Genomic DNA, 26,024 nt, shown 5'->3' with positions numbered 1-26,024 from the left:
TCACCTGGCCCTTTTTTCTTTCAGGCCCCTTGCTATTCCGGGTCTATGGCTTTTCGGAAAAGGCAGTAGGTGACCTGCCCCGCGCTTTTTTGCCGATGCAGATGCCATGACCCAGGCACTGCCGGTGTTGGCAATTCGCTCTCGTGTTCCACGTAAACCCAGCCGCCGGATTTGATCCAGCCCTGCTCATCCAGTAATGGAAACAGTTTCTCCAGCCAGCCCTGTCGGAACGGTGGGTCCATGAAAACGATGTCGAACGGCGGCCGGTTTCTCTGACGCAGGTAGCTCTCGACATCTGCGCACACCACGTCTCCGGTGTCAGACTTCAATAACCTGAGGTTGTCCCTGAGTGCCTTGGCCAGGGCAGGCGTATGATCCACGAGGGTGGCACCTGCGGCACCTCTGGACAGTGCTTCCAGGCCAAGCGCGCCGGAGCCGGCGAACAGGTCGAGACAATCACTGCCTGCCAGGTGAAAGTTAAGCCAGTTGAACAGGGTTTCCCGGGTGCGGGCGGGGGTTGGTCGCACACCACCGGCATCCGGAAAACGCAGTTTCCGGCTGCGCCAGTCACCGCCGATAATGCGCAGTTCGCCGGTGCTGTTATTAGCGGGTGCGGCCCCGGTACCGCGACCGGTCGGGTTTCTTTTCGAAATGCTGTGGCTGGTGGATTTTCGGCGCGCCATCGTCGCAGCTCCGGGACTGTGCGGGGTTCTGGGTATCTGCGCGCATCTTACCGGAAACCGGGCCCCGCGCGATAATCCGGGTGGCCCTCACTTCATCGGGACAGTCTGCTAGAATGTCGGCTTTCTTTGTCCCGCCCATTCAGACTGATGGATTGACTTTTATGACGGCAGAGTGGATTTCAATCGGCCTTCTGGCCCTTCTTGTGCTTGTATTTGTTCTGGATATCGCCGGAAACCGCAGCCGGGCACCGCGCCCGAAGCCGGTGCCGCAGCGCAAGCCAGAGGTTGCCAGAGGGGCGGCACCGGAGCCGGAAAAAGCCGAGAGCGAAACGCCTGCCACTCCCGAGCCGCAACCAGAGTCGGTGGCTGAACCAGAGCCGGCCCTGGAGCCTCAGCCCGCAGAAGAGCCCCAGAAAGCACCGGAACCCGAGCCTCAGGTCAGCGTTTTCGAACGCATCAAAAAGGGATTGGGTAAGACCCGGGCGAGCCTGACCGGTGGTCTGTCAGACCTGTTCTCCCTGAGCAAGAAAATTGATGAGGACCTGCTCGAGGAAATCGAAACCACGCTGTTAATGGCGGATGTTGGCGTTACCGCCACTTCTGAGATCATTGAATCGCTCACCGAAAAGCTTGAGCGCAATCAGCTCAAGGACGGTGAGGCCCTGCGACAGGCGTTACGGGATGAATTGCACGGGCTGCTGAAGGATGTGACCAAGCCCCTGGAAATCGATTCCGGCAAGACCCCCTACGTCATCCTCATGGTGGGCGTGAACGGCGTGGGCAAGACCACCACCATCGGCAAGCTCACCAAGAAATTCCAGAACGAAGGCAAATCGGTCATGCTGGCCGCCGGCGATACCTTCCGTGCTGCGGCGGTCGAGCAGTTGCAGGTCTGGGGTGAGCGCAACAATGTGCCGGTGGTGGCACAACACACCGGTGCTGACAGCGCCTCGGTGATTTTCGATGCCATCCAGTCAGCCAAATCCCGTGGCGTTGATGTCGTGATCGCCGATACCGCCGGTCGTCTGCAGAACAAGGATAACCTGATGCAGGAGCTGGAGAAGGTGGTCCGTGTGATGAAGAAACTGGACGAATCTGCGCCCCACGAAGTCATGCTGGTGCTGGATGCGGGCACCGGCCAGAACGCCCTGAGCCAGGCGCAGGTGTTCCAGCAGGCTGTGGGTGTGAGTGGCATTACATTGACGAAACTGGACGGCACGGCCAAAGGCGGTATTGTGTTTGCCATTGCCCGTCAGTTGCAGTTGCCGATCAGGTTTATCGGTGTTGGTGAGCAGGTGGATGATCTGCGCAGCTTCGATGCCGAAACCTTTGTGCATGCCCTGTTTGACGAATAGCCCGGAATCCAGCCGCGCGGAAACCGCCCATGATTGAGTTTCGCCAGGTCACCAAGCGTTACGACAGTGATCATACCGCCCTGCGTCAGGTCAACTTTGGCCTGGAGCGCGGCGAGCTGGCGTTTCTGACCGGCCATTCCGGTGCGGGTAAGAGTACCCTGCTGAAACTGATCATGGTGATGGAGCGCCCCAGCGCCGGTGAGGTGGTGGTAGGTGGACAGGTTCTGAACCGCTTGCCCCGTCGCCAGATCCCCTACATTCGCCGCCACATTGGTGTGGTCTTCCAGAACCACCAGCTGCTCTTTGACCGTACCGTGTTCGACAACGTTGCCATGCCGTTGGAAGTCATGGGTGCCTCGCCGAGAGACACGGGCCGGCGTGTACGTGCTGCCCTGGACAAGGTGGGGCTTCTCCAGAAGGAAAAAATGAACCCGATGCAGCTCTCCGGCGGTGAGCAGCAGCGCGTCGGTATTGCCCGGGCGGTGGTCAACAAACCCCCGGTACTGCTGGCGGATGAGCCGACGGGTAACCTGGACCCGGCGCTGTCCGCCGACATCATGAATCTGTTCGGGCAGTTCAGCCAGGTGGGCGTTACCGTGTTGATCGCAACCCACGATATTGCCCTGATCAATGAGATGGGGCGGCGAACATTGAAGCTGGATCATGGTCGCCTGGTTGCTGGCGGCACCTCGGTTATTGGCGGAGGTGTCAGTGGCCGCTGATCCGCGTAAAAAGCCGCAACCTGCACGAGGCGCCAACAAGGCCCGGTCGCCCTGGCGTGAGCAGGCTGAGAGCTATTTCACCCATCATCGCAAGGTTGCCGAGGATAGTGCCCGCCGTCTCTGGCGCAATCCGGTGGCCAGTTTGATGACCTGGACCGTGATGGGCGTTGCCCTGGCCTTGCCGGTGGCGCTGCTGTTGCTGCTCACCAGTCTCCAGGGCGTAAGTGCGGGCTGGGAAAGCAGTGCCCGGGTGACCGCTTACATTGAGCTGACTGTGCCGCTTGAGCGGGCACGGGGGTTGAGCAGTGACATTGCCAGCGACGGCCGGGTGGCCGGTGTCGAGCTGGTTGATCGGGACCAGGCCCTGGAAGAATTTCGGGCCTCATCGGGCCTGGAAGATGCCCTGGATTATCTCGAAGACAACCCTCTGCCACATACCCTGCTGATTACCCCTGAGGAAGGCGCCCGTTCCACCGAGGGGGTGGAAGGCCTTGTTCGGTTTATTGAAGGCATGGAAGGCGTCGAGCGGGTTCAGGTGGACCTCGGCTGGTTGCAGCGTCTGAACGCCATGACGGATCTTCTGGCCCGTGCGGTCTGGGCACTGGCGATTCTGCTGGCTGCTGCGGTTGTGCTGGTGATCGGCAACACGGTCCGTCTTTCGATTGAGAGTCGCCGGGACGAAATTCTGGTTGCGAAACTGGTGGGCGGAACGGACAGCTTTGTCCGCAGGCCCTTTCTGTACACCGGCGCATGGTTTGGGCTCGGTGGCGGGATTGTGGCGCTGATTCTGTTGCAGTTGTCTCTGTGGTGGCTCAGCGGGCCCATAGAGCGGCTGGCAGGGCTGTATCGGAGTGATTTTTCCCTCGACGGTTTGCAGTTTGATGGGGCACTGGCGTTGATAATTGTTGCGATGCTGCTAGGCTGGCTGGGCGCCTGGGTCGCTGTGAAACGTCATCTGGATGACATGGAGCCGGGTGATATTGCCGGAGGCGGATGATCCGGATAGCGGGATAACCGTATTGAAGAAACAGCTTCTGCTGGCGTAATTTCGAAGCCAGCAAAGCCAAGGTGAAATTTTCAGGTAGTTGATTTAGAACGTTTTACTGGAGATTTCGGGAACTTTCAGAGTTCTTGGCGGTCTAAAAAGTAGTTGGTATATTTAAGGGCCGTCGGGTTCGGAGGTTAGAGCATGGGTACGAGTTTACAACTGGTTGACAGACTGGTTCCGGGTCAGAATCTCGAGTCTTACATTCAGGCTGCGAGCCGCATCCCGGTGCTCACAGTGGACGAAGAACGGGAGCTGGCTGAAAGGCTCCATTATGAGGGCGACGTAGAGGCCGCCCGTCAGCTGGTTATGTCTCACCTGCGCTTTGTGATTCACATTGCCCGGAGCTATTCGGGTTATGGTCTGGCTCAGGCGGATCTGATTCAGGAAGGTAACGTTGGCCTGATGAAGGCGGTCAAACGGTTCAATCCGGAATACGGTGTGCGCCTGGTGTCCTTTGCCGTTCACTGGATCAAGGCAGAGATTCACGAGTTTATTCTGCGCAACTGGCGGATTGTGAAAGTGGCCACTACAAAGGCCCAGCGCAAGTTGTTCTTCAATCTGCGCAGCCAGAAGAAGAAGCTTGCCTGGCTCAGCCATGATGAGCTGAACGCGGTTGCCGAAGATCTGGGTGTCGAGCCACGGGTGGTCCGTGAAATGGAAGGCCGACTGGCTTCCCAGGATACGGCGTTCGATGGTCCGCAGGACGACGATGACGATAACGCTTATCAGGCACCGGCGTATTATCTGGAAGATGCTCGCAGCAATCCGGCCACTCAACTGGAAAACGCCGATTGGTCCGACGATTCCAACGGCAGGCTGATGCAGGCTCTGGAGCAGCTGGATGAGCGCAGCCAGGATATTCTTCGGGAGCGCTGGTTGTCCGAAAGCAAGTCGACGTTGCATGAGTTGGCGGACAAATACGGCGTGTCGGCGGAGCGCATCCGGCAGCTTGAGAAGAATGCGATGAAGAAGATTCGCATGCAGATGGTTGAGGCGGCCTGACCAGGCGGCCCAATCCCGCGACTGAGTCGTTAAAACGCCACCACCGGTTCCGGTTGGTGGCGTTTTTGTTTGTATAATCGAAAACTTTACCTTGGGGGCAGAAGCGATTGGGTAGGCCTTTCCAAAACACGCTGTGAATACGTCCATGTACGCTCGGCTCCGCCATCCATGGCTCCGCACGGTTTTGGAAAGGCCCACCCAATCCCTTCTCAAACCTTTGTGCAAAGGCCTGAAATATGACTGATAAACACCTTCATATCGCATTTCTCGGTATCGGCCTCATGGGCGCGCCCATGACCCGTAACCTCCTGAACGCGGGTTTCCCGATGACCTTGTGGAACCGCACGTCTAGCAAGTGCGAGCCCTTTGCTTCTGAAGCAACCATTGCCAAATCTCCGGCGAAGGCGGTTGCCAATGCGGACGTGGTGATCACCATGTTGGAGAACAGCGATGTGGTGGAGCAGGTGCTGGTTAAGCAGGGGGCTCTTGAGGACCTGAAGCCGGGGGCGCTGGTGATTGATATGAGCTCGATCCAGCCTTCTGTGGCCCGGCGGCATGCTGAGCTGGCGGCGGAGCGGAGTGCTGGGTATGTCGATGCGCCGGTGTCCGGAGGAACGGTGGGTGCGGCGGAAGCTCGTCTGAGTATTATGGCGGGTGGTTCCGAAGCCGATGTCGATCGTGCTAGGCCGGTGTTTGAGGCGCTCGGCAAATGCACCCGTATCGGGCCTGTGGGCTCAGGGCAATTGGCGAAGTTGGCCAATCAGGCTATTGTTGGAATCACCATTGGTGCCGTGTCCGAGGCGCTGCTGCTTGCGGCGAAAGGCGGTGCGGATCCTGCGGCCGTGCGGGAGGCCTTGCTGGGCGGGTTCGCTGGTAGCCGGATTCTGGAGCTGCATGGGCAGCGCATGATTGACCGTGACTTTGCCCCCGGTGCGCCAGCACGGATTCAGCTCAAGGACATGCGGATGATCCTGGATGAGGCCCGGGCGGAAGGGCTGACCCTGCCCCTGGCCCAGCAGACTCACAACGAGTACCTGTCGCTGGTGGCGAATGGCCACAGTGATGTCGACCATAGCGGCCTGTTGCTGGAGCTGGAGCATCTGAACGGTGCGCTGCTTGGCTCCCTTGGCCGCGGCCCGAAGGAGTAACCACGCCATGCCCCGTTTTGCTGCCAACCTGTCGATGCTGTTCACGGAAGTGGATTTCCCCGAGCGCTTTGCCATGGCCCGGGCCGCCGGTTTTGAGGGGGTGGAGTATCTGTTCCCTTACGCCTACCCCAAAGACCTGCTCAGGGATCTTTTGAACGATAACAAACTGTCCCAGGTGCTGTTCAACCTGCCGCCCGGCGACTGGGATGCTGGGGAGAGGGGTATCGCCTGCTTGCCGGACCGGGTTGAGGAGTTCCAGGCCGGCGTGGATCAGGCGATCGACTATGCCAAAGCCCTGGGCTGTCGGCGGCTAAACTGCCTGGCGGGCCTGAAACCCGATCATGTCTCAGATGAGATTGCCTGGAACACGCTGGCGAACAATGTCGCCTGGGCAGCCCCCAGGCTTGCGGAGGAGGGTATCACCCTGTGTCTGGAAGCCATCAATTCGCGCGTGGACATGCCAGGCTTTGTTCTGGATACCTCCGGCAAGGTACTTGCGTTGATTGAGGAAGTGGATGCGGACAACGTGCGCCTGCAGTACGACCTTTACCACATGCAGATTATGGAAGGGGATCTGGTGCGCTCCATGGAGTGCCTGTTGCCCTGGATCGGCCACATTCAGTTTGCCGACAACCCCGGCCGACACGAGCCCGGTACCGGGGAGATTAACTTTTCGAATGTTTTTGCGGCCATCGATGCCATGGGGTATGACGGCTGGGTAAGCGCGGAATACCGGCCTACCGGGGCAACGGGCGACAGTCTTGGCTGGTTTTCAGGCAAGCTCTGACCGTCGCCATTGGCGACACCCTCTTACAAGATCGTAACTGGCCGGGTTGCCAACTTCTTCGTACCCTTGTCCTATCTGTAATCCGCTATCGGGAGGAGAACCGGTGAAAGCGCTGGTAATCGAAGACGATCAGGACGTTGCAAATTATCTTGTCAAAGGGCTGAAGGAATCCGACTTCGTGGTCGACCATGCGGCCGATGGCAAGGAAGGCATGATGATGGCGGCCAGCGAAGATTACGACATCATGATTGTAGATCGCATGCTTCCCGGCATGGACGGTCTCTCCATTATCAAGACCGTGCGGGCGACTGGAAACCAGGTGCCGGTTTTGATTCTCAGTGCCCTGGGTGATGTAGACGACCGTGTTGAAGGTTTGCGAGGCGGTGGCGATGATTACCTGACCAAGCCGTTTTCGTTCACCGAACTGCTGGCTCGGATCGAATCCCTGGTTCGTCGTAATCGCCAGTCCGCAGAGACCGAAACGGTATTGCGGGTGGCGGATCTGGAAATGGACCTGCTGGCGCGGACTGTAAAGCGGGCCGGGCAGAATATCGATGTCCAGCCCCGGGAATTCCGTTTGCTGGAGTACCTGATGCGTAATGCCGGTCAGGTGGTGACCCGGACCATGCTGTTGGAGAAGGTCTGGGATTATCATTTTGATCCCCAGACCAACGTGATTGACGTGCACATCAGCCGGCTGAGAGCCAAGATCGACAAGGAATTCGATACACCCTTACTGCAGACCATCCGGGGTGCAGGGTACATGTTACGTGAAACTGCTTAGCCAGCTCAGGACATCATCCTTCCAGCTAGCCCTGCTGTACATGGTGGTGTTTGCCACCTCGGTATTCCTGTTACTGGCCTTTATCTACTGGCGTACGGCGGGCTTCATGACCGCCCAGACCGACGAAACCATCGAGGCGGAGATCGCCGGTCTGGCGGAGCAGTATCGTGGCCGTGGTGTGAACGGCCTGATTACCATTATCCGTGAGCGTGTTGCCCGTGACCCCAACGCCAAATCCATCTACCTGCTGACGACCGACGATTTCCTCAAGCTGGCCGGCAATATTGAAACCTGGCCGGAAGGCAGTCGTTCCGAAAGTGGCTGGATCAATTTCACCCTGAACGAATCGGTGGGCTGGAACGGGCCCGAGCGTCTGGCCCGAGCCCGCATCTTCGAGGTGCAGGGTGGCATGCGCCTGCTTGTGGGGCGCGATGTCGACGAACTTACCAACCTGAAGCGGGTGATCGAAACCGCCATCAACTGGGGAATGGGAATCACCCTTGCCTTGGCGTTACTCGGTGGTTTCTTGATGAGCCGAAGTACGACCCGGCGCATCGAGGTTATCAACAACACCTCCCGCCGGATCATGAACGGCCATCTGTCCCTGAGAATTCCAACTCGTGGCACCGACGATGATTTTGACCAGCTGGCGGAAAACCTGAACCAGATGCTGGACCGGATTGTGTACCTGATGGAAGGCATCCGGCACGTCTCCGACAGCATTGCCCACGATTTGCGTACCCCCCTGACCCGACTGCGCAACCAGCTGGAAAACACACTGATGTCGGTGGATAACGATGAAGCAAGGGAGCAGGCGGGCCGCGCAGTGGCGGAAGCCGACCAGTTGCTGGCCACCTTCAACGCTCTGTTGCGCATCGCACGTTTGGAAACCCGCGGCAATACCGCAGACATGAAACCTGTGCCTCTGGACGAGCTGGTTGCGGATGCCTGCGAACTCTATGAAGCCCTGGCCGAGGACAAAGACCAATCGTTTGAACAGGATCTGCAAAGCGGTGTGAAGATCGAGGGTGACCGGGACCTCCTGTTCCAGATGGTCAGCAACCTGATTGATAATGCCATCAAATACACGCCTGAACACGGCGTTATCGGCGTCTCGGTTCGGCGGGAAGATTCAGAAGCTGTCTTCGAAGTTCGCGACAGTGGCATCGGTATTCCCGATGCGGAGAAAGACCAGGTTTTCCAGCGCTTTTATCGAGTGGGCAAGAGCCGTTCGTTACCGGGGAACGGGCTGGGCCTGAGCCTGGTGAGCGCTGTTGCGGAAATTCACCAGGGCCGGATCGTTTTGAGCGATACTCATCCGGGAGAAGAGTCGCCGGGGCTGACTGTGGCTGTAAAGATCCCTGCCTTTAGCGAGGCCCGCAAACGCATTCGAGCGACCCAGGCAGAGCAGTCGGCAGATTCGGCGGCCGGGGAAACCCAAGCCGCCTCTCAATCCACCGGCGTGAAGACTCACTGACTGGCGCGGAACCGGTTGATCTTCGAAAGTACCGGGCCAATCAGCGCATCTTTGCGGGATTCGATCTCGTGGGTAATTTTCTCAACCTGCGAGCGGCGACGATTTACCCGTACCTGAATGCTGTCCCATTCGCCTTCCAGATGCTTCTGTTCAGCCGCCAGGAAAGCCGCGATGTTGTGCCGGTTGACCTTGCCGGTGATTCCGTACTGATCCAGACGATAGCCAAGGGCATCCACGCCATTGAGAGCCATATTCAGCAGCGTTTCGGTATTCATGTTGATTTCTCCAAAAGTGGAATCTGCAAAAACGTATAACGCCAACGCTATGCTTCGTTCCTAGAGTCTGCAACCTAATTCCGGGTGCCAGCGTTCATCGATACCCTGACGAAAAGGTAATTCCTCGGCCACGATGGTGTAACCAACGGTGTGCATAATTGAAACTGTAGCTTTGGAAGCCTGCAGATTTGTTGCTTGCTTCTCCCTCCAGCACAGCGCTAGCCTTACCCCGTTTTTACGGGGTTTTTTTATGCCCTGATTTTCTGATTCTCAATTGCAGAGGACGTTGCGAGACCAATGAGTCAGGTTCCCGGTAATGGTGGCCCGCGCCCCAGATACATCACACCCGAGGGTGAACAGGCCCTGCGGGAAGAATTGCAGTATCTCTGGAAGGTGAAACGCCCGGAAGTCACCCAGGCCGTGCGTGAAGCTGCTGCCCTTGGTGACCGGTCCGAGAACGCGGAATACATCTACGGCAAGAAACAGTTGCGGGAAATCGATCGCCGGGTCCGTTTCCTGAGCAAACGCCTTGAAGAGCTGACCGTGGTTGATCGTCTGCCGGATGACCGGGAAAAAGTATTCTTTGGCGCCTGGGTGACGGTGGAAGACGAGGAGGGCGAAGAACAGACCTATCGTCTGGTCGGCGCGGATGAGTTCGATCTGACCAAAGGTTATCTCAGCATCAATTCTCCTCTGGCCCGGGCACTGATTGGCAAACGCCTGGACGACGAGGTGAGCGTTCGCACCCCCGAAGGCTGGAAGTCGGTGTTCGTGGTGGGTATTCGCTACCAGGCGCCTGAAGACGACAAGTGAATGATGTCACAAAATTGGCGAGTGCCCGGGCAGTTTGACGGATTTGTCGATAAACTGATCAAAATTTGTCACAACTGGTCGCAGACAGGATCGTCTGCCGGGGAAATGCCATGGGTAAGCGTGGAAAAGTCGGAATCGTTCAGCGCAGGATAAGCAGTCTGCTGGTGTTGGTGGGGCTTGTCGCGGCGTGGGCCGTTGCAGGTGGGGTGTTTGCCCAGAGCGACAATCAGGAAAACGCTTTCCAGTATGAAGAGCGCTCTACCATTCACACCATCCAGCTGAATTCCATGGAGGAGGAAACTCTGGCCAATACGGTCATTGAAGGTGGTCTGACAGCTCCGGCTGCGGGCGTACCGCTCAAACCAAGGGTCGAAGACGATTTTTACCTCGATCCGCTTGGTCTTCGCCCCGGTGACAGCCGCACGGACCTTGGCCGCTCACAGATCCCGGTGGAGTTCCGTTTCAGCAATCCAAAATCCATTCCCGGGCAGACTCACAGCAACAACTACGTGATCCGCCCACCCGAGAACCGCACCTACGACGCGCTGAACATCAATATGAACGAGCGTTGAGACAGGCGTTCAGGCTGCGGCGCAGCCGTTGTCCCCCGCGGGCGTCTTACCCAGGACATCTTCGTAGAAAAATGTCAGCGCCTGGCTGGCCTGATTGAAACGCGCCCGGGATACCCGCATGCGTTCGTTCAGGTAGTCCAAAAACTTCTGGCGGTCTTCATTGGCCAGTGCATCGGGATCTTTCATGTCGCTGAACAGCACGAATCGGGTGATCCAGTGCAGGTAGGTCTGCTCTGAGCGTTGATTGAGCTTGTGCTGATGAATGGCGTCCTTGACCCGTGCCACCAAGCCTGGCTGGGACTGTTCCAGCGCTTCTGTGATGTCCATAAATTACTCTTCCTGGTGAATTGGTATTGTTATTTTGCGCGCATCTTATGACAGCTCATTTACGAGCGCAAAGCTTTATTCAGGAAGATTGACTCTGGTCATTTTCTGACCAGAGTCTGGGCTGGAAGGCCGATTACTTCAGGGCTTCGAGCTTGTCGATGTACTTCTGCATGGCGTCATCGCTGGACATGCCTTTGAGTTTCTCCCAGGCATCGAACTTGGCGCGGCCCACGAAATCCATCATGCCCGGGCGCTTGCCGGATACATCGCCTTCAGTGGCCTGCTTGTACAGCGCATAGAATTCCAGTTTCATCTCGTTGGAGGGCTTGAAGTCGCCTTCGGCGGTCTGGATGTAGTTGACGGCTTCGTCGAAGCGGGTTTTCAGGTCACTCATGTTGATCTCCGTATGGTTCTACTTTGGTCCTGTTTGTTGGCCGAGTATAGCCACAGCCGCCGGCTCCGTCATTGACTGAATCTTTCCAGGGCATTGTCGGAAGGGGAAATGCCGGGGTTCTGGCAAAAGCTTGCCCGGGTGCACATTCCGGAATAATGCTGGCCAGTTTTTGCTTGAGAAAGACAAATGATCTGTGTACAGTTTTTGGCGTTGCGTGCCAGGAAGGTGCGTACAAGGGATTGAACAACTGCAAATGATTTGCACAGGGAGCAAGCGCATGTCTTCAAAAGACGGTTCCGTCGCGCCTAAAGAGCGCATCAATATCAAATATGTCCCCGCCACCGGAGATCAGCAGGCCGAAACCGAATTGCCGCTGAAAGTGTTCGTGGTTGGCGATTTCAAGGGACACGCCGAAGAAACCCCCATCGAAGATCGCAAGGCCATTTCCGTCGACAAGAACAATTTCCGTTCTGTCATGAAAGAAGCCGGTCTGACCCTTTCTACCACTGTGACCAACAAACTGGATGAGGAAGCCGACGAACTGCCGGTCAACCTGGAATTCCAGACCCTCGATGATTTCTCCCCCGATAGTGTCGCCCGTCAGGTGCCTGAGCTGAATAAGTTGATAGAGCTGCGGGAAGCCCTCGTGGCCCTGAAAGGCCCACTGGGTAACGTACCGTCGTTCCGTTCCAAGCTGCAGGAATTGCTGGACAACGACGACGCACGGGACAAGCTGCTGGCCGAACTGGAACTGGCTACCGACAGCGACGAGTAAGCGAACGCGCACTCATAACGTTCGATTGAATTCAAAACGTACTAAAGGGACGTGGTATGTCTGATACTGCTGTGCAGCACTCTGCTGCCTCCGAATCCGTTGCCGAAGGGTCCTTGCTAGACCAGGTCATGGCCAACAGCCGCATGGCGCCGGCGGATGAGGGTTACGATGTTGCCCGCAAGGGCGTGGCAACGTTTATTGCCAACCTGCTGAAAAGCGACGAAAAAGGCCAGCCGGTCAACAAGGCCCTGGTGGACCAGATGGTGGTCGAGCTGGATCGCAAGATCAGCGCCCAGATGGATGAGATCCTGCATGCGCCAAAGCTGCAGGAGCTGGAATCCTCCTGGCGCGGTCTGAAGCTGATGGTGGACCGAACCGATTTCCGCGAAAACATCAAGGTGGACATCCTTCACGCCACCAAGACCGAGCTGCTGGAAGATTTCGAGTTCGCGCCAGACGTTACCCAGACCGGATTCTACAAGCACATCTATTCCACGGAATATGGTCAGTTCGGGGGTGAGCCGGTGGGCGCCGTGGTGGGCAACTACGCGTTTACCCCGTCGACGCCGGACATGAAGCTGCTTCAGTACGTGTCCTCGGTTGGTGCCATGGCCCATGCGCCGTTTCTGTCTTCCGTGGCTCCGTCGTTCTTCGGCGTCGACAGCTACCAGGAACTGCCGGCCATCAAGGAACTGAAGGCCGTGTTCGAGGGCCCGAAATACGCCAAGTGGCGCTCCCTGCGTGAGTCCGAAGACGCCCGCTATCTGGGCCTCACTTCGCCGCGCTTCCTGTTGCGGGTGCCGTACGATCCTACGGAAAACCCGGTGCGCAGCTTCAACTACAAGGAAGACGTCTCGGGCGATCACGAGCACTACCTGTGGGGTAACACCGCGTATCTGCTGGCCACCCGCCTGACCGAGAGCTTTGCCAAGTACCGCTGGTGCCCGAACATCATCGGTCCACAAAGCGGTGGCGCCGTCGAGGACCTGCCGGTGCACCTGTTTGAGTCTTTCGGCCAGCTTGAGGCCAAGATCCCGACCGAAGTGCTGATCACCGACCGTCGCGAATACGAAATGGCCGACGAGGGTTTCATCGCCCTGACCATGCGCAAGGGCAGCGACAACGCAGCCTTCTTCTCGGCCAACTCGGTGCAGAAACCCAAGCAGTTCCCGAACACCAAAGAAGGCAAGGAGGCGGAGACCAACTACAAGCTGGGCACCCAGCTGCCGTACATGATGATCGTGAACCGCCTGGCCCACTACATCAAAGTGCTGCAGCGGGAGCAGATTGGCTCATGGAAAGAGCGCCAGGACCTGGAGCGGGAGTTGAACACATGGATTCGCCAGTACGTTGCCGACCAGGAAAATCCGCCCGCGGAAGTTCGCAGCCGCCGCCCCCTGCGCGCGGCACAGGTTACCGTCTCTGACGTGGAAGGCGATCCGGGTTGGTACCAGGTGTCCTTGGCCGTGCGTCCCCACTTCAAGTACATGGGTGCCAACTTCGAACTGTCACTGGTTGGCCGGCTGGACAAGGACTGATCCGTGTTCCGGCACCCGGCCAGCGACGGATCGCAGGCCGGCACCGGCAGCCTGTTCGAACGACTGGAACAGGCAGCCGAACCGGCCGGCCAGAGTATGGGAGACGTCACCCACGTTGTGGAATCCATCAAGCGCCACCTGGTTCGGCTGCTGAACGCCCACCCGGGCAACAGTGCCAGCGTACCGGACCTGGGCTTGCTGGACTTCAACGACGCCACGCTCGGCACCCACGATCTGAGCGTTCAGATCCGAGGCGCGATCCGACAGTGCATTGAGAAGTTCGAACCCAGGGTGAAGCGTGTGGATGTGGTCAATCTGCCCCAGGGGCCCGACCCGCTGCAGCTACGGTTTCAGGTGACGGTCTATCTCAACGTCGGTTCGAAAGACGACAAAACAACCATAGATTTGGTTCTGGATGACAAACGTTACTGCCAGGTGGTGTAACGGAAACGATCAGTAAACACCAAGGATGGCGAGAGTCGGTGGGGATGCTTTTCTGCAGGGAAAAAAGATGTCTGAGCGCAGCGAGTTGTTTTTTCCCGGAAGAAAAGTATACCGGCCGGCTCATACTCCCAAGGATTGGGTAGTTGAATGAAGTTGAATCGCTTTTATAGAGACGAATTAAGCTTTCTCAGGCTTCAGGGCCGGGAATTCGCGGACGCCCACCCGCAGCTCACCCGCTTTCTCTCCGAGCAGAGCACCGATCCGGATGTGGAACGACTGCTGGAGGGTTTTGCCTTCCTGACCGGCAAGCTGCGGGAAAAGGTGGAGGACGAATTCCCTGAGATTACCCACTCCCTGCTGAACATGCTGTGGCCGAACTATCTGCGGCCGGTACCCAGTTGTACGATTATGCGCTTTGATCCGCAGTTGCATGCAATCAGTGAACGCCAGAGGGTAGAGCGTTATACCGAGATCAAGAGCCGTCCGCTGGGCGATGCGAATCGTCAGACCCAGTGTCGGTTCCGCACTTGCCGGGCGGTGGATGTATTTCCTGTGAGCGTTGCCGCGGCCCATGCAGAGCACTCACGGGAAGTGTCCTCAGTGACCGTGGACCTGGCACTGCACACTGATCAGCCTCTGTCGTCACTGGGCATGGACAGCCTGCGCTTTTATCTGGGCGGCGAGAGTCATATCGCCGAAACCCTTTTTCTCTGGTTGAACCACTATCTGGAACGCATTGATCTGGTGGTGGGTGACGCTGTTTATCGCCTGCCTGCCTCACTGTTGCAGCCGGTAGGCTTCGGCAATGACGAAGCGTTGCTGCCGTACCCAAAGAACGCATACCCCGGCTACCGCATTTTGCAGGAATACCTCAGCTTCCCTGAGGCCTTCCGTTTCGTGGACATCCATGGCTTTTCCAAACGGCTTCCGGCAGTACAGGCGGACGAAATCAGCCTGCGTTTCCATTTCAGCCGGATATTGCCACCGGATGTGAAAGTGCGGGAGGAGAATTTCCAGCTCTACTGCACGCCGGCGGTCAACCTGTTTACCCACGAGGGCGAACCGGTGGATCTTAACGGCCGCCAGACGGAGTACCGCATCTCGCCGTCCAGCCGCTCCCCGGACCACTACGAGGTGTTCAGCATCGAGCAGGTCGAAGGCTGGCTGGAGGGCCGGTCCGGGCGCGGTGAACCGCGCATCTACACCGCATTCGAGAGCTTCCAGCACGAGGTGGAGCGGGATCGCGGCCGCAACGCCCTGTACTACCGGGTTCGGGCACGGGACAGTGTGCGCGGTGACGGCTTTGACCACTACATGGCGTTCGTTCGGGGCGACGAGTCCGAGTGTCTGAGCCGGCAGGAAGCGATCTCCCTGACGCTTACCTGCACCAACCGCCAGTTGCCCAGCCAGTTGGCTGTGGGCGAAATCTGCATGGCCACCGAGAGCACGCCTGCTTTCGCCACTTTCAGCAACATCACGAGGCCCACCGCGACGATGCGGCCAACCTTGGACGGCAGCCTGTTGTGGACGCTGATCTCGAACCTGTCCCTCAACTATCTGTCGATGCTGGATGTGGGCGCCCTGCGCACGGTGCTTAGAGTCTACGATTTCCGGGCTCTGGTGGACCGCCAGGCAGAACGGGTGTCCCAGAAACGACTGGCTGGCATTATCGGGATCGAGACAGCTCCAGTTGACCGGATGGTCAGGGGCCTGCCGGTGCGTGGCATTCGCTCTGTGCTGAAGCTGGATCAGCAGGCTTTTGCATCAGAGGGCGATCTCTATCTGTTCGGCACAGTTCTCAGCCAGTTCTTCGCCCTGTGCGCCAGCATCAACGCATTTCACCAACTGGAAGTGGTGAACACTGATAATCAGGAACGGTACACATGGACGTTACAGCAAGGTCAGCAGCCGCTGATGTAGCCGAGCTGCAACCCGTCCTGGGCAATGCGCGACGCTATAGTTTTTTTCAGCTGGTGGATCTGATTCACCGGCACCACGGGGACGATCTGGAGCGAAACAGCGAAGACCAACCCCGCCAGGAGCGGATTCGGTTTTCTGCCTCTGCGGGTCTGGGGTTTCCCGGCAGCGATGTGGTTTCGGCGCTTTCGCCGGAGCACGAGCACGCGCCGTATCAGATGGAAGTCAGCTTTCTGGGATTACACGGCTCACAGTCGCCGTTGCCGGGCTATTACCTTGAAGATCTGGCCTGGGAAGCGGGGCAGAATCTGGGCATCCGGCGGCATTTTCTTGATTTTTTCAATCATCGCCTGGTCACGCTGTTCCATCGGGCGTGGCGCAAATATCGCTACTACGTTCGGTTTCAACCGGGTGCCTCGGATGGCTTTTCAGAGCTGATCTTTGCCCTGATCGGGCTCGGCGACAGCCGGTTGCGGGAGGCGACACCGGTTAACTGGTCAAAGATGCTGGCCTATTCTGGCTTGATGGCCGGTCGCAGCCGGTCGCCGGAGGTGGTGAGCGGTATCGTCGCCCATTGCTTCGATCTGGACGATGTCAGTGTTGAGCAGTGGGTCCTGCGTAAGGTGGCCATCGCCGAGGATCAGCAGACCCGACTGGGGCAAGCCAACGGCTGTCTGGGCAGCGACACATTGGTGGGATCGGCCATCCGGGATCGCAGTGGCAAATTCGTGCTCCGGTTGAGGAATCTTAGCCGACAGCGCTTCGCGGATTTCCTGCCCAATGGACAGGACCACCAGCGCCTTGTCAAACTCGTGGAGTTCGCTACACGGGAGCAACTGGCCTACGACCTGGAGCTTCAGATGCGTCCAAAGGATGTTCGCCCCATGGAGCTGGGCGAGGATGTACGGCTGGGCTGGAATTCTTTCGTGACACCGGAGAAGGCCCGGCGCCGACCGGCAGTCCGGATTCAGATTCGCCGGTAATTCCGGCAGGGAAGGTATTCATGGATGAACCAAAGGCCGAGGGCCTGAAACTGACCGTCACCAATCCGACCGTTGCCGGCGGTGGGGTTACCGCAGAGCACTGTTTCAGTGTTCGAGGCGGCTCGATCGGCACCGCAGCCAGTGATACCTGGCGGTTATCTTCTCATCGAACGGGTGCGGTTCCCGGCCACGCGGAAATCCGGTTTCTGGATGGCGGTTTCTGCCTGATCGATCGCAGTGGCCGGACCTACATCAATAGCGCCAGTCAGCCTGTCGGCCGGGGCCGTCGGGCACGACTGAATCCTGGTGACACCGTCAGCATTGGCCGCTATCAACTTCGTGCGGAGATGGCCGAGGGTTTTGGTGAACCTTTGCTGGAGAAAGGTGAAGCAGAGCGGGCCGGGCAACTGGTTGATGTCGATGAAGGACCGTTGGTGCGGCCCGAGAGCTCAACCCGACCGAGCCCAAACCCGGAGCCGCTGCAGAATTTTGGCCGGGTGGCCGGGGAGGCAGTCAGTGATGACCCGTTGGCACCCTGGAACGATCAGCCGGACGAACAGACGTCGGATCCTGATGCACTGATGGCGAGTGAAACCTCCTGGCGCGCTGCTGAAAGGGAGGTTTCGGATGAGTACCGTGAAAACCGAGACGTAGCGATGGGCCTGCCCGTTCGCAAAGGAGAAAAAGACAGGATGTCTGAGATTGCAAAGAGCGCTGGTCGCCAGGAGCCTTCAGATCAGAGCAGTAAACACATCAGTGGTGCTCCCCTGTTGCGGGGTATGGAAGCCGGGCTGGACTTTGCCGACAGCAATGAGATGCGTCTGTTCCTGGAGGAAGCGGGGCAGACACTGAAGGCGACCGTGGAAGGGCTGTTGGCACTGCACCAGGGAGAAGACAGCCGGCATCAGGCGCTGCGAACCCGCCTGCAACCCATTGAGGATAATCCACTGCGGTTGGGTGAGGGTTATGAGGATACCGTGCAGACCCTGTTCGCCAGCCACCGCAGCCCGGTTCACCTGTCGGCGCCGGCAGCAGTCCGGGAGAGTCTGCAGAGCCTGAATCAGCACCAGCAGGCAACCCGTGACGCCATCAGCGAGGCGCTGGAGGCCATCCTGCACGCCTTTTCTCCCGAGGCTTTGCTGCGTCGTTTCCATGGTTACCGTCGGGGACTGCGCAAGAACGAGGACGAGGGACGCTGGGCCTGGGATATGTACCAGCACTATTACCGAGAGTTGAAATCCAGTCGTCAGCAGGGATTCGAGCGTTTGTTCCAGGAAGTGTTCGAACAGGCTTACGACCAGAACCTGCGCCAACTACAGAGGGAGAACCCGTTGTGAAGACCTGCAAATGGAGTTTGCTGGCCATCGTATTCGTGCTTGCCGGATGCAGCACCCCCTATAACGCGGTCACCAAAACCGCAAAAGTGCTCTGGGACCCGGATATCCCGGTTGGATACCCTGAGGATCTGCCCAGCCGGGTCGGTCTGACCATGGTGGCTGAACCGGATGTAAACCCGAATGAATCCCTGGCGCCCACGCCCATCGCGTTTCAGATCATCGAGATGCGCGACAGCTCACTGTTGATGGCCGGGGATTTCGACCAGCTATTGAGCGACCTGGAGTCGTCCCTGGGCCAGAACTATGTGGACCACAGCGATTATTCCCTGGTGCCGGGCCAGTTCAAGTTCATCGAACCCTTCGAAATTGGCGAGGACACCCGATTTATCGGCGTCATTGCCTTTTACGCCTACCCCAACCTGTCCCAGTGGAAAAAGGTGGTGAAGGTGGATCCGATCGGGGGCCGTTACAACCTACTGGTGAACCTGCGGGAGCGGGAAGTTCAACTCAAGCATTCGGATGATACCTGATGGCAGTAACCAATCGAGTCGTCTGGAGTGACGGCCTGTTTATCAAGCCCCAACACTTCCAGCAACAGCAGCGATACCTGGAACACCAGATCAATGAGCGGGCGCTCGCGGTCTCCGATTATCTGTACGGCTTCAGCGACCTGGAACTGAACTCGGAGTACCTCAGTTTCGGCCGGGTTGGCTTGGTTCGGGCATCCGGCCTGTTCCCGGATGGCACCCGCTTCAGCCTTCCCCAGGACGATGTGATGCCTGAGCCGATGGAAATCACCGATGCCTCAGTGGCCAATCAGGTCGTCTATCTGGCGCTGCCGCTGGGCAGTGAAAGCCTGGCGGAAGTGGAATGGCCGGACGCCCCCGTGGCCGGCCGGTTCCGTGCCGACTCCCGGGAAATCAGGGATCTGCACTCGATCGACGGCGATGCCCACACCATTGATGTGGGCCGAGTGGCGCCCCGCCTGATGCTGGAGCGGGAAGATTGTAGCGCCTATGCAGCCCTGGCGATCGGCCGGATTCTTGAAAAGCGCCCGGACGGAAGCCTGGTGATGGATCCGAACTTCCTCCCCACCATGCTGAGTGTGCGAGCCGCACCCAGGCTGCAGCGATTCGTCGGTGAAATGGCAGGCTTGATGCGGGAGCGGGCACGCAATATCGCCGAGCGTGTCGGTGCACCGGGGCAAGGCGGCGTTGCCGACGTGGCGGACTTTATGTTGCTGCAGATGCTGAACCGGGCTCATCCCAGGTTCATGCATCTGGCCCGCCTGCGCCAGTTGCATCCCGAGCGGCTCTTCGAAGCCCTGCTTGAGCTGTGTGGCGAATTGGTGACCTTCACCGATGAAGGACGCTTGCCGAGGGAACACCCGGCCTATGACCACGATCTGCCGGAGGATTGTTTTAGCCCGCTCATGCAGGTTCTGCGGCAGTCCCTGAGTACGGTGCTGGAACCGAGGGCTCTGGCTATCCAGCTCCAGCAGCGCCAGTACGGCCTGACCGTTGCCCCGGTTCAGGATGCCCAGCTGGTCCGGGATGCGGAATTCATTCTTGCGGTCAAAGCCGACATGCCGCTGGACGATCTGCGAAAGCAGTTCACCCAGCAGTGCAAGGTGGCCTCCGTGGAAAAAATCCGCGACCTCATCAGCCTGCAGCTGCCGGGGATTCCGCTCGCCGCGTTACCGGTTGCACCCCGGCAGTTGCCGTACCACGCCGGCTTCGTGTACTTCCGCCTGGACGACCAGAGCCAGGCCTGGCAAATGCTCGACAACGCCAGCGGCTTCGCGTTCCACGTGGCCGGCAGTTTCCCGGCCATGGAAATGCAGTTCTGGGCAATCAGGAGCTAAATCATGGCAGATGCACAGGTAATGGACTTACCCAATGGCAGCAGGAATTCCGGCAGCCGTGCGTTCAGTGATCTGATTTTTGCCGACAGCCAGAGAGGAGGTGAGGGCAGCAGGGAAGGGCAGGTCGACCAGCAGTTCCAGCTCAGAGGGTTGGAACATAACCGTCTGATTGACGCGGCCACACCACTGCTTGGCCTGGTCATCAGGATACGCAGGTTGGCAGAGTATCGCGCGGTGGAAACCCTCTACCAGCAGGTGGTGGATGAGATTGGCGCCATCGATCGGGAACTGGTGGAAGAGGGTTACGATCGGCCGGTTGTTGTCGCCTACCGGTATGTCCTCTGCGCCTTCATCGACGAGGCCGTGCTGGGAACTGACTGGGGCGCCCACAGCGTCTGGTCACAGCACTCCCTGCTGTCCCGCTTTCACAACGAGACCTGGGGTGGGGAAAAGGTGTTTGCCATTCTTGCCCGGATGGAGCAGGAACCGGCCCGTTATCGTGACATGCTGTCGTTCATCTACCTGTGTCTCTGTCTGGGTTTTGAAGGCCGGTACAAGGTGATGGAAAACGGTCGGGATGAATACGACCAGATTGTCCGGGGCCTGCACGAACAACTGAAAGCTTTACGGGAGGTGCAGGACCTGGAGCCTCTATTGGATGCCATGGCGAACGTGACACCAACCCGGAACCGGTTGCGCAGCGGCATGCCCGTCTGGGGCATTGCTGGTCTGTTTGTGGCGGCCATGGCCGGAATCTACTCCCTCTACAACATGGCACTGAACGAGCGCATCACGGACGTACTGCGCGTACTCGACCAACTACCGAAATAAGGATATCCACGTGATTCGGGTAGAACTGCCGGCGCTGATCGGGCGCCTCAACGACATTTCACGCCAGGCCCTGGAAGCCTCAGCCGCCCTGTGCATCAGCCGCCAGGGCGCCGAGATTACCCCGGCGCATTTGCTGTTCAAACTGCTGGAAACGCCGTTCTCCGACGTGCGCCAGATATTGGAGCATACCGGCATTGAGCATCAGCAACTGCAACCGCTGGTGGGCGACAGCCTGCACGGCGAGGCGCAAAGCGCTGAGCCCTATCCATCCTTCTCGCCGCTGTTAGTAGAGCTGATGCAGGATGCCTGGCTGCTGGCTTCCACCGAACTGGGCCACACCGAATTGCGTTCCGGCGCGGTATTCCTCGCCCTGCTGATGAATGCCGACCGATACCTGATGCCCCGGGTGGCAAAGGCACTGGTGGACATCAACCGAGAGCAGTTGCGCAAGCAATTTGACCGGCTGACGAGCGGATCCGTCGAACGCCCGCAGCTGGCGGAAAACGGCGCGGACAAGCCGACCCTGCAGGCCGATATGGACCCACTCACCCGCTACGCCACCGATTTCACCAGACTGGCCCGGGAGGTCAAGCTGGACCCCGTGGTTTGCCGTGACGCCGAGATCGACCAGATGGTCGACATCCTCTGCCGCCGCCGCAAGAACAATCCCATTGTGGTGGGCGACGCCGGCGTGGGCAAAAGTGCCGTGGTGGAAGGCCTCGCCCTACGCATTGTCAATGGCGATGTGCCCGACAGCCTGAAAAACGTTGAGCTCTGGACCCTGGACATGGGCGCCCTGCAGGCTGGTGCCTCGGTGAAAGGCGAGTTCGAGAAACGCCTGAAAGGCGTGATTGAAGCGGTCAAAGGCTCTGCCACGCCGATCATCCTGTTCATCGACGAAGCCCACACCCTGATCGGCGCTGGTAACAGCGAAGGTGGCTCAGACGCCGCCAACCTGCTGAAACCGGCTCTGGCCCGGGGCGAGCTGCGCACCATCGCTGCCACCACCTGGCGCGAGTACAAGAAATACTTCGAAAAAGACCCCGCCCTGAGCAGACGTTTCCAGCCCGTGGCCCTGGACGAGCCCACACCAGGCGAGGCCGTGCATATCCTCCGTGGCCTTCGCACGGTCTACGAAAAAGCCCATCAGGTATTGATCACCGACAGCGCCCTGAGAGCCGCCTCGGAGATGTCCGCCCGTTATCTTGCCGGCCGACAATTGCCGGACAAGGCCATCGATGTTCTCGATACCGCCTGCGCCCGGGTCAGCCTGAACCTGAGCATGCCGCCCCGGCGCCTGAGCCACGTGCGCAGCCAGCTGCACCAGTTGGCGATGGAGCAGAACCTGATGGACCGGGAGCATGCCCTCGGTCAGAGCGTGGATGACGAGCACGAGCGCGCACTGCAACAAAAGATGAACGATCTGAACGCCGAAGCCGAAGCCCTGGATCGGAGCTGGAACGACCAGCGGGAACTGGTCGCCCAACTGGTCGACATTCGTGAGCGCCTGCTAAAGGCAGACTCCGAGGTGAAAACGACTGAGGCCGCAGAGCTTGCCGAGGCCGACCACGAAGAACGCCCGGATCTGAAGAGCGAAGCCGCGGCGATCGAGCAGGAGCTGTTGGAACTCCAGGCCGACGAACCGCTGGTCCACGCTCGCGTCGACGCGCGCCAGGTAGCCGAAGTCATCGCCGACTGGACAGGCATCCCGGTCAACCGCATGACCACCGACGAGCTGGAAAAAATCACCCATTTGCCGGCGTATCTGCAGGAGCACATCAAAGGCCAGGACACCGCCATCGACTGCCTGCACCAGCACCTGCTCACCGCCCGCGCCGACCTGCGCCGGCCCGGTCGCCCCATGGGCGCGTTCCTGCTGGTTGGCCCGAGTGGCGTTGGCAAAACCGAAACCGTGGTGCAACTGGCAGAGCTGCTTTACGGCGGCCGCCAGTTCCTGACCACCATCAACATGTCCGAGTACCAGGAGAAACATACCGTCTCTCGGCTAATCGGTTCACCGCCGGGGTACGTTGGCTTCGGCGAAGGCGGCATCCTCACCGAAGCCATCCGACAGAAACCCTACTCCGTGGTCTTGCTCGACGAAGTCGAAAAAGCCCATCCGGAAGTCCTCAACCTGTTTTACCAAGCGTTCGACAAAGGCGAACTGGCCGACGGTGAAGGCCGATTGATCGACTGCAAAAACGTCGTCTTCTTCCTTACCTCCAACCTCGGCTACCAGACCATCGTCAACCACGCCGAGTCCCCGGCCAGTTTGGAAGAGGCCCTATACCCGGAATTGGCCAACTTCTTCAAGCCCGCTTTGTTGGCAAGGATGGAAGTGGTGCCTTATTTACCCCTGGGCGAGGAAACCCTCAACCGTATCGTTGGCGACAAACTCCAGCGCCTGGCGGACCAGATCAAGGCCCGTTACCACACCGACGTGGAACTGGAAGAAGGACTTATCGAGGCTATTCGAAACCGTGCGACAAGAAGTGAAAACGGCGCAAGGATGCTTGAGTCGATCATAGAGGGTGAATTGTTGCCGCCTGTTTCACTGGCGTTGCTGAAGAAACTGGCGGCGAGGGAGCCAGTTACAAAGGTCACGCTGGGTGTTGAAGACGCCAGATTTACAGGAATGGTGGTTTAGAGCTACTTCAAAGAATCGCACGGTGTGCGGTAGGCGAACACAAAAGCATAAAAATCTTAGGGAAGAGAACCATGGGACGGATGCAGATGGAACTGCACACCGGCATTGACCTGGCGGTAGCCCTGATCCAGCAGGACAACCTGCCGGACCTGCTGAAAACCGCCACAAAGCAGCTGGAAAACGCCTTCGGGCTGACCCGCTGCTGGGCGCTCGAACTCGACCTCAGTGGCCGAACCCTGCACTGCAGCGATTTGGAAGAACACGGCGAATTCGACTGCGGCGACTTCAGCCACCCCTTTGCCCACGTGCTGCAAACCGGCAAAGCCCGTGAACTTACCCGTGCCGCCAGTTACCGCCTGGACCACGTCGGCTTCCAGGCCCTGTTCGAGGCCAGCGATCGGCCGCGCTCCCTGTGGCTCGAGCCCCTCACCGGCAATGATGGCCGAACCCTGGGAATACTTGTTCTGTGTCGAGACGAACCCGACTGGGACGGTATTACCGGCCAACCTCTGTATGGAGGCTTGCGGCAACTGCTTGTTCATCAATGGATTACCCAACTTCAGAGCCGCGATCAGGTCTGGCAACGCCGTCTGCTCAAGCGGTCACTGGATCATCTGCACGACGCCGAAAGCGTTCGCACCCGCTGCGAACAACTGGCCCGAACCCTGGTCGGCAACTCACAGGCCATGACCAGCCTTCGGGCCCAGATCGTCCGGGCCGCCGGCAGTCAGCTATCCGTCCTGGTGCAGGGTGAAACCGGATGTGGCAAGGATGTGGTCGCCCGCGGTATCCATGAATTGTCCGACCGGGCCGAGGGCCCGATGGTGGTGGTCAACTGCGCCGCCATTCCGGATACCCTTCTGGAAAGCGAACTGTTCGGGCATACCCGAGGTGCGTTTTCAGGTGCCGACCAGGACAAACAGGGGCTTCTGGCGCAGGCCAACGGCGGCACCCTGTTCCTGGATGAGATCGGCGACATGCCCATGGCTCTGCAGTCGAAGCTGCTCCGGGTGTTGGAGGGCCGTCAGTTTCGCCCGCTCGGGGCCCGCAAGGAACAGCACTCGGATTTTCGCCTGGTAGCGGCCACTCACCAGCCGCTCCAGGCTGGTATCGAAGATGGCAGCTTCCGACGGGATCTGTTTTACCGCCTGAGCCAGTTTCCGCTGAGGGTGACGCCCTTGCGGGAACGCCCCGACGACCTCGAAGCCCTGAGCCGTCATTTCATTCGGCTGTATACCGAGCGTGAGGGTAGCGGGCCCATGGGCATTTCCAGCCACGCCCTGCACCTGCTGGCCGGATACGATTTTCCGGGCAATGTCCGTGAGCTGCGTAACATCATTGAACTGGCCTGTCTGCAGACCCCGGGCGGAGATGATATCCAGCCTGAAGTTCTGAGGATGAATGACCTGTTTGAAGAGTCATCAGATGGTTGGACCAGCGCACCATGGGATGTCGGAGACAGAAATCCCGTTGATCTGCCCGCAGTGGAAGACATCCGGGATCTTAAAGCCGCAGCACAGGCCTTTGAGGCGGCAATTATTCGTGAGCGTTTGCGCCAGTATGGTGGCAACCGGGCCCAGGCGGCGGAAAGCCTCGGTCTGCCAAAGCGGACCCTTGCCCATAAGTGTCTGAAGTATCAGGTGGCAGAGTCATGAGTCACCGCAACATGCGATTAACCGGTCGAGTTGTCGGGGCATGGGCTCTGGCTTTTCTGGTCTCCCATGCCTGCGCTGGCCAGCTTGAAGATGCCCGGGCCTGTACCAGTGAGCCCCAGCGACTTGAACGGTTAGCCTGCTTTGACGACGTCTTTGGCACTCCCCTGGCGGCAGCCGTCGTGGAATTCAACGCTCCGGATGCCCGCCGATCCGAGCGATGGCGGCAGGCTTACGCCAGCCTTGATGCCAAGAATGCCGGTGCTGGCGTGCTTTACCGGGATACCGGAAAAGCCGCTGGCCAGCTGGTGACGGTTCCGGCTTTGGGGGCTCAACCTCCCAGGCCGCTGCTGGCTCTTCAGTGCCACAACAACATCACGGAACTGACGCTGATGCTGCCCAAAGCAATGGACCAGGAGCGGGTTCAACTGGGGTTTGGCCGGGAACAGACTGTCTGGCGGGTGCGGGACAACGGTTTCGTACTCAGCGGCGGCCGGGGACTGCCAGCCATTCGTACCGTGAAAGCCATGATCAACGGCACAGAAGCCCGCATCGACTCGCCCAATAGCCGCATTGACGGCCTGCTGTTTGATCTCTCGGGATACCGCCGGGCGATCGAACCGCTACGAGAGGTCTGTGGTTGGTAGAT

General features: G+C 58.9%; 26 protein-coding genes. 22 read left to right on the top strand and 4 right to left on the bottom strand.

Annotation, left to right across the window (positions count from 1 at the left end):
* Window positions 1-32: 32 nt before the first annotated feature.
* Window positions 33-683, bottom strand: a complete 651-nt coding sequence (rsmD, locus tag GJU83_RS08345) for a 16S rRNA (guanine(966)-N(2))-methyltransferase RsmD (RefSeq protein ID WP_141697176.1) — start codon at window positions 681-683, stop codon at window positions 33-35.
* A 161-nt stretch (window positions 684-844) separates the two neighbouring features.
* Between rsmD and ftsY the strand changes: the two genes are divergently transcribed.
* The 8 genes from ftsY (at window position 845) to GJU83_RS08305 (ending at window position 9,006) form a co-directional block, all read left to right on the top strand.
* Window positions 845-2,038, top strand: coding sequence for a signal recognition particle-docking protein FtsY (gene ftsY, locus GJU83_RS08340; protein WP_153634078.1), 1,194 nt, complete (start codon window positions 845-847; stop codon window positions 2,036-2,038).
* A 29-nt stretch (window positions 2,039-2,067) separates the two neighbouring features.
* Window positions 2,068-2,760, top strand: a complete 693-nt coding sequence (gene ftsE, locus GJU83_RS08335) for a cell division ATP-binding protein FtsE (RefSeq protein ID WP_136630885.1) — start codon at window positions 2,068-2,070, stop codon at window positions 2,758-2,760.
* A complete protein-coding gene (gene ftsX / locus GJU83_RS08330) occupies window positions 2,750-3,757 on the top strand; it encodes a permease-like cell division protein FtsX (protein ID WP_153634077.1) in 1,008 nt (335 codons plus the stop codon). Before ftsE ends, ftsX begins: the two co-directional genes overlap by 11 nt.
* Window positions 3,758-3,949: 192 nt before the next feature.
* Complete coding sequence (rpoH, locus tag GJU83_RS08325) at window positions 3,950-4,810, top strand: RNA polymerase sigma factor RpoH (RefSeq protein ID WP_069182258.1); 861 nt, start codon at window positions 3,950-3,952, stop codon at window positions 4,808-4,810.
* A gap of 236 nt (window positions 4,811-5,046) precedes the next feature.
* Window positions 5,047-5,958 carry an NAD(P)-dependent oxidoreductase gene (locus tag GJU83_RS08320; protein ID WP_153634076.1) on the top strand — a complete coding sequence of 304 codons (912 nt, stop codon included), beginning with the start codon at window positions 5,047-5,049 and terminating at the stop codon, window positions 5,956-5,958.
* Window positions 5,959-5,965: 7 nt separating this feature from the next.
* The gene (gene hyi / locus GJU83_RS08315; protein ID WP_153634075.1) at window positions 5,966-6,745 is read left to right on the top strand and encodes a hydroxypyruvate isomerase; all 780 of its coding nucleotides are present in this window, start codon (window positions 5,966-5,968) and stop codon (window positions 6,743-6,745) included.
* Between the two features lie 103 nt (window positions 6,746-6,848).
* On the top strand, window positions 6,849-7,529 hold the full coding sequence (locus GJU83_RS08310) for a winged helix-turn-helix domain-containing protein (protein WP_008175694.1): 681 nt from the start codon (window positions 6,849-6,851) through the stop codon (window positions 7,527-7,529).
* Entirely contained in the window at window positions 7,516-9,006 is a 1,491-nt protein-coding gene (locus GJU83_RS08305; RefSeq protein ID WP_153634074.1) for a HAMP domain-containing sensor histidine kinase, read from the top strand. The genes GJU83_RS08310 and GJU83_RS08305 overlap by 14 nt, the downstream gene beginning before the upstream one ends.
* On the opposite strand, the gene GJU83_RS08300 is transcribed toward GJU83_RS08305, so the two are convergent.
* Window positions 9,000-9,281, bottom strand: a complete 282-nt coding sequence (locus GJU83_RS08300) for a hypothetical protein (RefSeq protein ID WP_153634073.1) — start codon at window positions 9,279-9,281, stop codon at window positions 9,000-9,002. The two genes, GJU83_RS08305 and GJU83_RS08300, sit on opposite strands and share 7 nt — an antisense overlap.
* Before the next feature lie 297 nt (window positions 9,282-9,578).
* On the opposite strand from GJU83_RS08300, the gene greB reads away from it, so the two are divergent.
* Window positions 9,579-10,094 carry a transcription elongation factor GreB gene (gene greB / locus GJU83_RS08295; protein ID WP_153634072.1) on the top strand — a complete coding sequence of 172 codons (516 nt, stop codon included), beginning with the start codon at window positions 9,579-9,581 and terminating at the stop codon, window positions 10,092-10,094.
* Between the two features lie 110 nt (window positions 10,095-10,204).
* The gene (locus GJU83_RS08290; protein WP_153634071.1) at window positions 10,205-10,666 is read left to right on the top strand and encodes a hypothetical protein; all 462 of its coding nucleotides are present in this window, start codon (window positions 10,205-10,207) and stop codon (window positions 10,664-10,666) included.
* A 9-nt stretch (window positions 10,667-10,675) separates the two neighbouring features.
* Here GJU83_RS08290 and GJU83_RS08285 read toward each other — a convergent pair whose 3' ends face one another.
* Both GJU83_RS08285 and GJU83_RS08280 read right to left on the bottom strand, forming a co-directional pair.
* A complete protein-coding gene (locus GJU83_RS08285; RefSeq protein ID WP_153634070.1) occupies window positions 10,676-10,993 on the bottom strand; it encodes a site-specific integrase in 318 nt (105 codons plus the stop codon).
* Between the two features lie 133 nt (window positions 10,994-11,126).
* Entirely contained in the window at window positions 11,127-11,387 is a 261-nt protein-coding gene (locus GJU83_RS08280; RefSeq protein ID WP_069182250.1) for an acyl-CoA-binding protein, read from the bottom strand.
* Window positions 11,388-11,664: 277 nt separating this feature from the next.
* On the opposite strand from GJU83_RS08280, the gene tssB reads away from it, so the two are divergent.
* From tssB to vasI, 12 genes are all read left to right on the top strand, one after another.
* Entirely contained in the window at window positions 11,665-12,162 is a 498-nt protein-coding gene (gene tssB / locus GJU83_RS08275; protein WP_153634069.1) for a type VI secretion system contractile sheath small subunit, read from the top strand.
* Window positions 12,163-12,218: 56 nt separating this feature from the next.
* Entirely contained in the window at window positions 12,219-13,700 is a 1,482-nt protein-coding gene (tssC, locus tag GJU83_RS08270) for a type VI secretion system contractile sheath large subunit (RefSeq protein WP_153634068.1), read from the top strand.
* Between the two features lie 3 nt (window positions 13,701-13,703).
* Window positions 13,704-14,144 carry a type VI secretion system baseplate subunit TssE gene (gene tssE / locus GJU83_RS08265; RefSeq protein ID WP_153634067.1) on the top strand — a complete coding sequence of 147 codons (441 nt, stop codon included), beginning with the start codon at window positions 13,704-13,706 and terminating at the stop codon, window positions 14,142-14,144.
* A 147-nt stretch (window positions 14,145-14,291) separates the two neighbouring features.
* Complete coding sequence (gene tssF, locus GJU83_RS08260) at window positions 14,292-16,064, top strand: type VI secretion system baseplate subunit TssF (RefSeq protein ID WP_153634066.1); 1,773 nt, start codon at window positions 14,292-14,294, stop codon at window positions 16,062-16,064.
* Complete coding sequence (gene tssG, locus GJU83_RS08255) at window positions 16,028-17,044, top strand: type VI secretion system baseplate subunit TssG (RefSeq protein ID WP_153634065.1); 1,017 nt, start codon at window positions 16,028-16,030, stop codon at window positions 17,042-17,044. The genes tssF and tssG overlap by 37 nt, the downstream gene beginning before the upstream one ends.
* Window positions 17,045-17,064: 20 nt before the next feature.
* Complete coding sequence (gene tagH, locus GJU83_RS08250) at window positions 17,065-18,381, top strand: type VI secretion system-associated FHA domain protein TagH (RefSeq protein WP_153634064.1); 1,317 nt, start codon at window positions 17,065-17,067, stop codon at window positions 18,379-18,381.
* Window positions 18,378-18,911: a type VI secretion system lipoprotein TssJ gene (gene tssJ / locus GJU83_RS08245; RefSeq protein WP_153634063.1), complete on the top strand. Its 534-nt coding sequence runs from the start codon at window positions 18,378-18,380 to the stop codon at window positions 18,909-18,911. Before tagH ends, tssJ begins: the two co-directional genes overlap by 4 nt.
* Window positions 18,911-20,245, top strand: coding sequence for a type VI secretion system baseplate subunit TssK (gene tssK / locus GJU83_RS08240; protein WP_153634062.1), 1,335 nt, complete (start codon window positions 18,911-18,913; stop codon window positions 20,243-20,245). The genes tssJ and tssK overlap by 1 nt, the downstream gene beginning before the upstream one ends.
* A gap of 3 nt (window positions 20,246-20,248) precedes the next feature.
* The gene (gene icmH / locus GJU83_RS08235) at window positions 20,249-21,076 is read left to right on the top strand and encodes a type IVB secretion system protein IcmH/DotU (protein WP_153634061.1); all 828 of its coding nucleotides are present in this window, start codon (window positions 20,249-20,251) and stop codon (window positions 21,074-21,076) included.
* A 10-nt stretch (window positions 21,077-21,086) separates the two neighbouring features.
* Window positions 21,087-23,723 carry a type VI secretion system ATPase TssH gene (gene tssH, locus GJU83_RS08230; protein ID WP_153634060.1) on the top strand — a complete coding sequence of 879 codons (2,637 nt, stop codon included), beginning with the start codon at window positions 21,087-21,089 and terminating at the stop codon, window positions 23,721-23,723.
* Window positions 23,724-23,803: 80 nt separating this feature from the next.
* Window positions 23,804-25,378 (top strand): sigma-54-dependent Fis family transcriptional regulator, encoded by a 1,575-nt coding sequence (locus tag GJU83_RS08225; RefSeq protein WP_153634423.1) that lies wholly within the window; start codon window positions 23,804-23,806, stop codon window positions 25,376-25,378.
* Window positions 25,375-26,022 carry a type VI secretion system-associated protein VasI gene (gene vasI / locus GJU83_RS08220; protein WP_228715159.1) on the top strand — a complete coding sequence of 216 codons (648 nt, stop codon included), beginning with the start codon at window positions 25,375-25,377 and terminating at the stop codon, window positions 26,020-26,022. The genes GJU83_RS08225 and vasI overlap by 4 nt, the downstream gene beginning before the upstream one ends.
* The last annotated feature ends 2 nt before the right edge of the window (window positions 26,023-26,024 follow it).

This window comes from Marinobacter salsuginis (assembly GCF_009617755.1).
GTDB lineage: Bacteria > Pseudomonadota > Gammaproteobacteria > Pseudomonadales > Oleiphilaceae > Marinobacter > Marinobacter salsuginis.
The sequence above is the reverse complement of the archived record's forward strand: the minus strand, read 5'-3'. Positions and strand labels throughout refer to the sequence as shown.